Below are 11,112 nucleotides of genomic sequence, written 5' to 3' on the forward strand. Positions count from 1 at the left end.
GGGCGTCGGACACTTCAGGCTGCGTCCGCGGGCGCCCCCTCCGCTCGCTCAGGCTCGCACCTCCCCCAAAACTGCTGGGGGAGGTTGGGTGGCCGACAGGTTGGGGCGCTTCGAACTGCATTGGACTGCGACCGCGGGGTGCCCCTCCCCCGGCCCCTCCCCGTTCGTTCCTCACGGAGAGGGGAGAATTCGATCGCGCTTCGGACGCTTCAGACTGCGTCCGCCAGCGCGCCCTCCGCTCGCTTAGGCTCGCACCTCCCCCAAAACTGCTGGGGGAGGTTGGGTGGCCGACAGCTCGGGGCTCGGCGACGAGCATTGATCTGTCGCCCGAAGCGGCCCCCTCTCCTCCGGCCCCCTCTCCCCCGCTGTCGCGGGAGAAAGGGGAGAATTCGATCGTGATTCCTCAGCGACCGCTTTGCCACTCCCCCAAACCGCTACGTGGCAGACACTTGCCCGTACCACGGAGCCGCCAGTCCGCGAAGGCGGCCTTCGTGTGGTTGTTGCAGCGAATTCATTCGCCCTCGCGGAAAAGGGAGAATTCGATCGCGCTCCGGCACTTTCGGCACACGCCAACCTCCCCCAGCAGTTTTGGGGGAGGTGGGCGAGTCATGCGAGCCCGGAGGGGGCGCCCGCCCCTCGCGCAGAACCCCCGGTGCGACGTTCATCCCCTCCAGCCGCCCCTTGCCGGAGAGGCAGCCCTGTCAGGCCTCGCCGGAGGCGGGCTCCTCGGCGCGGTCCATCCGCTCGGGCGCGCCGATCCCCAGCACCGCCAGGCCGTTGCGCAGCACCACCTGCACGGCGCGCGAAAGCACCAGCCGCGCGCGCGACTGCTCCGGCGCCACCTCGGCGCCGATCACGCGCAGCGCGGCATCGCGGTTGCCGGCGTGGTACCAGCTGTTCACCGCGCCCGCCACCTCTTCCAGATACGCGCAGATGGAGTGCGGCGTGTGCGCCTCGGCGGCGGACTCGATCTCCTCCGGAAAGCGCAGCAGCAGCTTCACCAGCTCCGTCTCGCTCTCGTGCGAGATCAGCCCCAGGTCCGCCGACTCCGCGTCCAGCGTGGCCGGGTCCACCTCCGCGCGGCGAAAGATGGACGACAGGCGGGCGTGGGCGTACTGGACCTTGTAGACCGGGTTCTTGTCGGACTGGTCCAGCGCCAGCTCCATGTCGAAGGTGAGCTGGGCCTCGGCGCGGCGCATGAGGAAAAAGTAGCGCGCCACGTCCACGCCCACCTCGTCGTACAGGTCGCGCATGGTGACGTAGTCGCCCGCGCGCTTGCTGAACTTTACCTCCACGCCGCCCCGCATCACCAGAACCATCTGGTGCAGCACCCACTCGGGATAGCCGGCCGGCAGCCCCAGCGCCTGCAGCCCGGCGCGGACCCGCGCGGTGGTGCCGTGGTGGTCGCTGCCCTGCACGTTGATGGCGCGGTGGAACCCCCGCTCCCACTTGACGACGTGGTAGGCCACGTCCGGCAGGAAGTACGTGGGATGGCCGGTGCCCTTGACCATCACCCGGTCCTTGTCGTCACCGAACTCCGTGGTCTTCAGCCAGACGGCGCCGTCCTTTTCGTAGACGTAGCCCGACTCGCGCAGCCGGCGGATGGTGTCCTCGACCCGCCCGCCCGTGTACAGCGACGACTCCAGGAAGTAGTGGTCGAAGCGGACGCGGAACCCGTCCAGGTCGCGGTTCTGCTCCTCGCGCAGGCGCTTCACGGCGTACACGCGGATGGCGTCCAGCGCCTCGGCCGAGTCGTCGCCCTTGAAGCGCTCGCCGTGCTCGGCCACCAGCTCCGCCGCGATCTCGCCGATGTACGCGCCGTTGTAGCCGTCGCCGGGAAACGGCACGTCGCTCCCCAGCGCCTGCTGGTAGCGCGCCCACACGCTGCGGGTGAGCTTGTTGATCTGCTCGCCCGCGTCGTTGTAGTAGAACTCGCGTTGCACCTTCCACCCGGCCCACGCCAGCAGCTCGCTGACGGCGTCGCCCAGGGCGGCCTGGCGGCCGTGGCCCACGTGCAGCGGCCCGGTGGGGTTGGCGGAAACGAACTCCACCATCACCGGCTGCCCCTGCCCCGCCTGCGAGCGGCCGTACGCGTCGCCCTCGCGGACGATGCGGGCCAGCCCCTCGCGCAGGTACGCGGTGTCGAGGCGAAAGTTGATGAACCCCGGCCCCGCCACCTCGGCGCCGCGGATGCCGGCGCTGGCGGGATCGATGCGCTGCACCAGCTCCTCGGCGATCTGCCGGGGCGCCTTGCGCAGCGGCCTGGCCAGCGTCATGGCCACGTTGGTGGCCCAGTCTCCGTGCTCCGGGTTGCGCGGACGCTCCAGGACGACGGACACGTCGTCCTGTACGCCCATGTCGCGAAGGGCGCGCTGGATCTCCGCCTGCAGCTTGGTTACCGGCATCTACTCGCTCTTGCCCGTTCCGCCCGACGACGTGCCGGACGAGGACGAGCCGGAAGGCTTGGACTCGGACTTGGGAGCCGCGGCGGGCTCGCTCTTGGACTCCGACGGCTTGGACTCGCCGCCGGAGGACGCGGACTTGTCGCTCTCGGCGGCCTTCTTGTAGCCCTCGCCGCGGTAGTCGGTGATGTAGAAGCCGCTCCCCTTGAACACCAGCCCCGCGCCGCCGCTGATCTTGCGCTGGGCCTGGGCGTGGCAGTTGGGGCACTCCTGCACGGGCGGATCCGACATCCGCCCGAACTGCTCGAACTCGTTGCCGCACTCGGCGCAGCGGTACTCGTAGGTGGGCATCCTGCTTTCCGTTGGCGAACGCTTGTTCCTTTTCGTCACAAACCCGCGTAAGGTAATCCTCCCGGGCACGTGCGGCAACGGAGGGAGGGGGGATTCTCGCCTGTCCGGGGGCATCGGCGGGTGTGGGGTGACCCGGCGGCAGGGGCGAATGAATTCGCTGCAACGACCACACGAAGGCCGCCTTCGCGGACTGGCGGCTCGGTGGTACGGGCAGGTGCCTGCCACGTGGCGGGTTGGGCAAAGCGGCCAAAGTGGTAGACCTGCCGAAGCGCGATCAGATTCTCCCCTCTCCGCGAGGAACGAGCGGGAGAGGCCGGGGGAGGGCCCCCTCCGGCGCAGTTCGATGCCATCCGAAGCGTCCCGCACGTTTGGCAACCCCAACCTCCCCCAGCAGTTTTGGGGGAGGTGCGAGCCTAAGCGAGCGGAGGGGGCGCCTGCGGACGCAGCCTGAAGCGTCCGACTCGCGATTGAATTCTCCCCTCTCCGCGAGGAACGAGCGGGAGGGGCCGGGGGAGGGGGCCCCCGCCGCCGCAGTTCGATGCCCTTCGAAGCGTCCCGCACGTTCGGCAGCCCCAACCTCCCCCAGCAGTTTTGGGGGAGGTGGGCGAGTAATGCGAGCCCGGAGGGGGCGCCCGCCGACGCAGCTCGATCCCCGCCGCCGACAAACCACAATCTTCCGTTTTGAATCTCCGCCCCGCATCCTTCCGTAGCCGACCCCGAGCCGCCGACGCGGCGTTCCGACATCCAACTACGACTCCGCCGATCCATGAGATTCGCCAACTTTTCCTGGATGGCCGCGCTGGCCGCCGCGGCGTTCATCATCCATCCCGCCGCCGCGCAGCCGGGCGAACCCCCGCCGGGCGAGCCGGTGCTCATCCACGCCGGCCGCGTGTTCGACAGCGAACGCGGCGTCTTTCTGGGCGCGCGCGACATCCTGCTGCGCGGCAACCGCATCGAGGCCGTCGGCGAAAACCTGTCGGCGCCGGCGGGGGCGCGGGAGATCGACCTGCGCGGCTACACGGTGCTCCCGGGGCTGATCGACGCGCACACGCACCTGCTGCAGGAGACCAACCCCAGCCTTCCCGAAGAGCACGAGATGACGCGCGAGGCGGTGTTCGAGGGCACGCCGCTGCGCGCCCTGCGCGGCGGCGCGCGGGCCCGCACCTACCTGTACGCGGGCGTCACCACCGTGCGCGACCTGGGCAACAGCGGCACCTTTGGCGACGCGGCGCTGGCGCAGGCCATCAGCGAAGGGACGATCGAAGGGCCCCGCGTGTTCTACTCGGGGCCGGGGCTAAGCCCGGAAGGCGGGCAGTTTCCGGGGATGGAGCACGGGCACATGGCCGTGGTCCACAACGAGTACCGCATCGTCAACGGAACGGACGACGCGCGGCGGGCGGTGCGCCAGGCGGCCATCCAGGGCGCGCGGGTCATCAAGATCTACGCGGAGAGCACGCCCAACCGCACCACCTTCAGCATGGACGAGATGCACGCCATCGTGGACGAGGCGCGGCGCACGGGGCTTACCGTGGCCGCGCACGCCACGGAAGACGCGGCGGTGTGGCGGGCCGTGGAGGCGGGGGTGACGACGGTGGAGCACGGGTACCGGGTGTCGGACAGCACCTTTGCCTTCATGGCGCGCCGCGGCGTGGCCCTGGTGCCCACGGACGGCGACCGCGAGACCATCGACCGCTACGTGGTGGTGACCGACATTCAGCCGGCGCCGCCCTCGGAGGCGCTGGAGCAGTACCTGGAGCGCTTTCGCGAGCGGGTGCGGCGCGCGCGGGCCGCGGGCGTGACCATCGTCGCGGGCTCGGACGCGTACCACGCGCTGGGCGGCGCGCGCGGCGAGTGGGGCAAGCGCGTGCTGTGGGCCTACCTGCAGTCGGGGATGACGCCCGCGCAGGTGCTGCAGTCCGCCACCTTCAACGCCGCCCGCGCGCTGGGCGAAGGCGAGCGCCTGGGCGTACTCCGCCCCGGCGCCCTGGCCGACATCATCGCGGTGGAGGGCGATCCGGCGGCGGACTTCGACGCCATGGAGCGCGTGCGGTTCGTGATGAAGGACGGCAGGGTGTACGTGGGCGGGTGAGGTGAAGGGGTGAAAGGGTGAAAGGGTGAAAGGGTGAACAGCCCCGCACGGGCGAATGAATTCGCTGCAACGACCACACGAAGGCCGCCTTCGCGGACCGGCGGCTCCGTGGTGCGGGCAAGTGCCTGCCACGTAGCGGAGTGGGAGATAGCGGCCAACGTGGCCGCTTGAGAAATCGCGATCGAATTCTCCCCTCTCCGTGAGGAACGAACGGGGAGGGGCCGGGGGAGGGGCACCCCGCCGACGACACTCCTCGATCTTCCCGTTTGAATCTCCGTCCCGCATCCTTCCGTAGCCGGGCGCGAGCCGCCGACGCGGCGTTCCGACATCCAACCACGACTCCGCCGATCCATGAGATTCGCGAACTTTGCCCGGACGGCCGCGCTGGCCGTCGTGGCTTTCATTATCCACCCCGCCGCCGCGCAGCCGGGCGAGCAGTCCGCATCCCCCGTCAGCTACACGGTCGCGGCGGTGATGGAGAGCGGGGCGCTGGCGGGGCTGGTCGTGGAGATCCGCTTTGCGGGGGACGCGGACGGGGAGACGAAGCTGGACCTGCCCGGCAGCTGGGCAGGCACCGACTCGCTCTGGCGGCAGGTGGAGGATCTGCGGGTGGAGGGCGCCGCGTCCGTGCGCGAGGACGGGGGCGAGGTGCGCGTCATCACGCACGCGCCGGGGGCGGCGCTGGCGGTGCGCTACCGCGTGAAGCCGGCGTACGCGGCCGAGCCGGCCTTCGAGTACCACAAGGCGCTCCCCCTCATCCTTCCCGGCTGGTTCTTCTTTCACGGCGAGGGGGTGTTCGCCACGCCGGCGGGGCGGGAGCAGGCGCCGGCCCGGTTCGCGTGGGCGGGATTTCCGGCGGAGTGGACCCTCGCGTCGGACCTGGACCACCTTGCGGGCGCACGCCCGGGTACGGTGAACGACGTGGTGGAGAGCGCGGCGATCGGCGCGCCGGACCTGGTGGTGGTGCGGCGCGAGGTGGGCGGCGCGCCGCTGCGCGTGGCCATGCGCGGCCCGTGGGATTTCACCCCCGAGGCGTTCGCGGACGCGGTGGCGGCCGTCGTCCAGGCCGAGAACGCGCTGTGGGGCGACGCCGGCCGGCCGTTCGTGGTGCCGCTGGCGCCGCTGGGCAGCGGTCCGGGGCTTTCCTATACCGGCACGGGGCGCGCGGACGCGTTCTCGGTGGCGTCCACGACGGGCTTTCCGCTGGACGAGGCGTCGCGCTTTCTGGCGCACGAGTACATGCACACCTGGATCGGCGGCGAGATCGGCGATGCGCCGCGGGAGGCGGCGAGCGCGTTCTGGCTGACGGAGGGGTTCGCGGACTTCTACGGCCCGCGCGGCCTGCTGCGCGCGGGGCTGTGGACGCCGGCGGACTACGCCGCGGAGCTGAACCGGGTGCTGCTGCGCAACGCCAGCTCACCGGCGCGCGCGGTGCCCAACTCGGCCATCGTGGAGCGGTTCTGGGACGATGCGGACGTGCATCAGCTTCCCTACGACCGCGGGCACCTGCTGGCGCTGCTGCTGGACCACCGCATCCGCACGCACACCGGCGGCCGCGCCGACATGGACGACGTGCTGCGGGCGCAGCGCGCCACGGACGCGCGCAACAGGCAGGCGGGAGCGCGCGTGGACGCCGCGACACTGTTCCCCACCGTTGTCCAGCGGGAGCTGGGGATGGACGTCACCGCGGAGCTCGCCCGCCACGTGGAGCGCGGCGAGCCGGTGACGCTGCCGGCGGACCTGTTCGGCACCTGCGCGCGGGTGGAGACGGCGACGCAGCCGGACTTCGACCGCGGCTTCGACCTGGCCGCCACCAACGCGACCCGGGTGATCACCGGCCTGGATCCCGCCTCTCCCGCGTACGCGGCCGGCCTGCGCGACGGCATGCGCCTCATCCGCCGCGAGTCCGGCGAGATCGGCAACGCCGCCGTGGAGATCGTGTACCGCGTGGAGGACGCCGGCACCGAGCGCATCATCCGCTACCTGCCGCAGGGCAAGGGCCGGATCACGCTGCAGCGCATCGTCCTCACGCCGGACGCGGCGTCCGAGCCGTGCGTGCGGCTGATGAGCGGCAGTGGGTGAACGGGTGATGGGGTGATGGGGTGATGGGGTGAACGGATGAGCGAGCGGTTTGATTCACCACCCACACAGCAGCCTGTCATTCCGAGGCCCGGCCGCACAAAATCTGCCGCCTGCACTGCGGGTCGCAGGGCCGAGGAATCTAGCCTCCGACTGCTCGAAGGCGGACGCGGCAGCCCACATCGGAGCCGCGGCTACGAGGCAATCGGACAATGCCCGTCGGGGATCGGCGAGTATCCGGCGGTTCTACGATCCACCAGCATGCCGACAGTAGATTCCTCAGTCGGCGCCCGGACAATTGCGGAAGCGGAAGGCGCTGTGAGGCGCCTCCTTCGGAATGACAGATTGGGATGGATTGAGGTACCCAGCAGCCTGTCATTCCGAGGCCCGGCCGCGCAGCACCTGCCGATCGCACCGCACGTCGCAGGGCCGAGGAATCTAGCCTCCGAATGCTCGAAGGCGGACGCGGCAGCCCGCACCGGAGCCGCGGCTACGACGCAGCCGGACGATGCCCGCCGAAGATCGGCGAGTATCCGGCGGTTCCACGATCCACCAGCATGCCGACAGTAGATTCCTCAGTCGGCGCCCGGACAATCGCGGAAGCGGAAGGCACTGTGAGGCGCCTCCTTCGGAATGACAGATTGGGGTGATCGAGGTACCCAGCAGCCTGTCATTCCGAGGCCCGGCCACACAAAACTGAGCCGCCTGCACTACAGGTCGCAGGGCCGAGGAATCTAGCCTCCGACTGCTCGAAGGCGGACGCGGCAGCCCGCACGGGAGCCGCGGCTACGAGGCAGCCGGACGATGTCCATCGGGGAACGGCGAGTATCCGGCGGTTCCACGATCCACCAGCATGCCGACGGTAGATTCCTCAGTCGGCGCCCGGACAATCGCGGAAGCGGAAGGCACTGTGAGGCGCCTCCTTCGGAATGACAGATTGGGGTGAACGGAGGTGCGCAACTCTGTCATTCCGAGGCCCGGCCACACAAAACTGAGCCGCCTGCACTACAGGTCGCAGGGCCGAGGAATCTAGCCTCCGACTGCTCGAAGGCGGACGCGGCAGCCCGCACGGGAGCCGCGGCTACGAGGCAATCGGACAATGCCCGTCGGGGATCGGCAAGTATCCGGCGGCTCCACGATCCACCAGCATGCCGACGGTAGATTCCTCAGTCGGCGCCCGGACAATCGCGGAGGCCGAAGGCGCCGTGAGGCGCCTCCTTCGGAATGACAGATTGGGGTGAACGGAGGTGCCCAAGCCTGTCATTCCGAGGCCCGGCCACGCAGAATCTGCCGCCTGCTCCGCGGGTCGCAGGGCCGAGGAATCTAGCCTCCGAATGCTCGAAGGCGGACGCGGCAGCCCACATCGGAGCGCGGCTACGACGCAGCCGGACGATGCCCGTCGGGGATCGGCGAGTATCCGGCGGTTCTACGACCGAGCAGCATGCCGACAGTAGATTCCTCAGTCGGCGCCCGGACAATCGCGAAGGCCGAAGGCGCCGTGAGGCGCCTCCTTCGGAATGACAGATTGGGGTGAACGGAGGTGCCCAAGCCTGTCATTCCGAGGCCCGGCCGCGCAGCACCTGCCGATCGCACCGCACGTCGCAGGGCCGAGGAATCTAGCCTCCGATTGCGCGGATGTGGACGCGGCAGCCCGCACGGGAGCCGCGGCTACGAGGCAATCGGACAATGCCCGTCGGGGATCGGCGAGTATCCGGCGGTTCCACGATCCACCAGCATGCCGACAGTAGATTCCTCAGTCGGCGCCCGGACAATCGCGGAGATCGAAGGCGCTGTGAGGCGCCTCCTTCGGAATGACAGATTGGGATGGATTGAGGTACCCAGCAGCCTGTCATTCCGAGGCCCGGCCGCGAGGGGCCGGCGGCGGGTAGCGCGCGGCCGCGGGATCACCGCAGCCGGAGGATGCGCGCGGAGCGGGGCGGAATGGGACTGATGCACAGCCGCCCGCGGTGCACGGTAAAGCCCACGCCAGGGTGCAGCAGGTCGCAGAACGCGCCGCCGTCGGGGGCATCCACCGCCAGCTCCAGCCGCGCGGGCTCGGCGGCGGCGTTCACGGTGACGATCACCCGCTCGCCCTCCGCCTCGCGGGCAAAGGCCAGCTGCTCGCGGGCGACGTGCAGCGGCCGGTACGTCCCCCTTCGCAGCGCGGGCGACGCGTGGCGGATGCGCGCCAGGCAGGCGATCAGCTGCGCCAGCCGCGGACAGGGCGCGTCGCGCTCGGCGTCGGGCCAGCGCAGGCACGGGCGCAGCGGAAGATCGGTGTCGTGGGCCTTTACGCCGCGAATCCCCCACTCGCTGCCGTAGTAGATGGACGGCACGCCGGGGATGGTGAACAGCAGCGCGTACAGCGTGGCCAGGTGCGCCGACTCCCGCAGCGTGCTGGCGGCGCGGTGCACGTCGTGGTTGTCGGCAAAGGCGTACAGGGACAGGCCGCGGTAGAGGCCCCCCTCGCCGAACTGGCGGTCCAGGCAGGCCGCGAACGCAAAAAAGCTGCGGTCGTTGTGGCTGCAGTGCAGCGCGCGGTACACCTCGTAGTTGGTGACGGAGTCCAGCATGCCCGGGCCGGCCAGCCCGCGGTAGTCGCCCCCGGAGGCCTCGCCCAGCAGCCAGAAGTCCGGGCGCAGGCCCCGGCAAAAGGCGGCCAGGTCGCGCAGGAACGCGGGCTCCAGGTCTTCGGCCACGTCCAGCCGCAGCCCGTCGATGCCGAACTCCTCGATCCACCCGCGGACGGCCGCGAACAGGTGCTCGCGCACGGCCGGGTTCCGCGGGTTCAGCTTCACCAGCTCGTAGTGCCCCCGCCATCCCGCGTACGAAAACGGATCGCCATACGGGCTGCGTCCGCCAAAGTCGATGCCGGCGAACCAGTCGCGGTACGGCGATCCCTCGCGGTTCTCGCGCAGGTCGCGAAAGGGCGCGAAGTCGCGGCCCACGTGGTGGAACACGCCGTCCAGCACGGTGCGGATCCCCGCCGCACGGAGCGCGGCCGTAAGCTCCGCGAGGGTGGCGTTGGTGCCCAGGCGCCGGTCCACGCGCAGGAAGTCCGCCGTGTCGTACCCGTGCGCGGCGGATTCGAAGAGCGGGCCCAGGTACAGCGCGGTGACGCCCATCTCCCGCAGGTGCGGAATCCAGGCGTGCAGCTCCGCCAGGCGCGGCTGCGCGGGGGCGCTGAAGTCGTTGCGCTCCGGCGCCCCGCACAGCCCCAGCGGGTAGACGTGGTAGAAAACGGCGTCCCGCGCCCAATCGGCCATGGCCGCTCCCCTGTGGTGTGGAAGCCTTGCGGCTCCCCTGCCCTCTCCCCAGGAATCGTACGCTTCCGTCCACTCCATGCGGCTGCGCGAACGCCGCCGCGCCCCCTCTGGCGTAAAGAGCGCGGCCCGGGTGATCCCCGGTCCGCGCCCCCCCGTCACGCCGTCGGACGTCTCAGCAACCGCCGCCGCCGCCGGATTCGCAGCCAGCCGCAAGCGTGGGACAGCCTTCTGTCTCGCGCACGATGGTGGTGCAGTTCCAGCCCTGGGTGTAGGGGCACGCGCGCGGATCGGTGTCTTTCAGCATCACCTCGTCGTCACCGCCGGGGCTGGCCGAGGCAGAGAACGAGTGCACCGCCAGGTCGTCGGGGTTCAGCTTGATCATTCTTTCGTCTCCCACGTGGGTTTTCGGAAAACCGCCACCGGCCAACGGCGCCGTGACGCAATCTACAGTTAGCGTCAGGAAAGGAAAGAGCAGAAACGCTGGCAGCCGATGGATGTGGCTCCGCGCGGATTTCTTCGATTTCTCAACGTGTCGAACCACTCCTCAAATCCATAACGAAGCGCTGACTTCCTGAGGGAGCGCATCACGTCCAACCAGAAGTCACCCTGCAGATTGCGCGCGACCGAAGGACCTCGTCTCGGTGGCGCAGGGGCCGGATCAGGGCACGGGACCAGCCCCATCGTTCTGCTGGCGAGGTCCTTCGGTCGGCGCCAAGGTGCAGTGTACAAGTGGGTTGCGGGGCGGCGCCTCCCTCAGGAAGTCAATCACGCTGGAGGTTTGGCAACACCCCTGAGGGAGCGCACCACGTGGAACGACAAGCTGAACAACAGATTGCGCGCGACCGAAGGATCCAGTCGGCAGAACGGTGGGGCTGGCTCGTCATGCTCCTGCTGCTGTAGCGGCGCCCGCACGCAGAAAAGCCGG

Annotated in this window: 6 protein-coding genes; 2 read left to right on the plus strand and 4 right to left on the minus strand. The window is 70.0% G+C overall.

Annotation, left to right across the window (positions count from 1 at the left end):
* Positions 1–701: 701 nt before the first annotated feature.
* Complete coding sequence (argS, locus tag VGC13_RS19215) at positions 702–2,405, minus strand: arginine--tRNA ligase (protein ID WP_331126901.1); 1,704 nt, start codon at positions 2,403–2,405, stop codon at positions 702–704.
* Positions 2,406–2,753 carry an FmdB family zinc ribbon protein gene (locus VGC13_RS19220; protein ID WP_331126902.1) on the minus strand — a complete coding sequence of 116 codons (348 nt, stop codon included), beginning with the start codon at positions 2,751–2,753 and terminating at the stop codon, positions 2,406–2,408.
* Positions 2,754–3,519: 766 nt separating this feature from the next.
* Here VGC13_RS19220 and VGC13_RS19225 point away from each other — a divergent pair.
* Positions 3,520–4,842, plus strand: coding sequence for an amidohydrolase family protein (locus VGC13_RS19225; protein ID WP_331126903.1), 1,323 nt, complete (start codon positions 3,520–3,522; stop codon positions 4,840–4,842).
* A gap of 351 nt (positions 4,843–5,193) precedes the next feature.
* The gene (locus VGC13_RS19230) at positions 5,194–6,924 is read left to right on the plus strand and encodes a hypothetical protein (RefSeq protein WP_331126904.1); all 1,731 of its coding nucleotides are present in this window, start codon (positions 5,194–5,196) and stop codon (positions 6,922–6,924) included.
* Between the two features lie 1,901 nt (positions 6,925–8,825).
* Here the strand turns inward: VGC13_RS19230 and VGC13_RS19235 are convergent.
* Both VGC13_RS19235 and VGC13_RS19240 read right to left on the minus strand, forming a co-directional pair.
* Entirely contained in the window at positions 8,826–10,187 is a 1,362-nt protein-coding gene (locus tag VGC13_RS19235; protein WP_331126905.1) for an alpha-amylase family glycosyl hydrolase, read from the minus strand.
* A 172-nt stretch (positions 10,188–10,359) separates the two neighbouring features.
* Entirely contained in the window at positions 10,360–10,569 is a 210-nt protein-coding gene (locus tag VGC13_RS19240) for a hypothetical protein (protein ID WP_331126906.1), read from the minus strand.
* Positions 10,570–11,112: the final 543 nt, after the last annotated feature.

Source organism: Longimicrobium sp. (assembly GCF_036399255.1).
In the GTDB taxonomy this organism is placed as follows: domain Bacteria; phylum Gemmatimonadota; class Gemmatimonadetes; order Longimicrobiales; family Longimicrobiaceae; genus Longimicrobium.

Bases quoted from the DNA above. Each gene is read 5' to 3' on its own strand.
- VGC13_RS19220 (WP_331126902.1), bottom strand. From the start codon at position 2,753: ATGCCCACCTACGAGTACCGCTGCGCCGAGTGCGGCAACGAGTTCGAG.
- VGC13_RS19230 (WP_331126904.1), top strand. From the start codon at position 5,194: ATGAGATTCGCGAACTTTGCCCGGACGGCCGCGCTGGCCGTCGTGGCT.
- VGC13_RS19225 (WP_331126903.1), top strand. From the start codon at position 3,520: ATGAGATTCGCCAACTTTTCCTGGATGGCCGCGCTGGCCGCCGCGGCG.
- VGC13_RS19235 (WP_331126905.1), bottom strand. From the start codon at position 10,187: ATGGCCGATTGGGCGCGGGACGCCGTTTTCTACCACGTCTACCCGCTG.
- argS (WP_331126901.1), bottom strand. From the start codon at position 2,405: ATGCCGGTAACCAAGCTGCAGGCGGAGATCCAGCGCGCCCTTCGCGAC.
- VGC13_RS19240 (WP_331126906.1), bottom strand. From the start codon at position 10,569: ATGATCAAGCTGAACCCCGACGACCTGGCGGTGCACTCGTTCTCTGCC.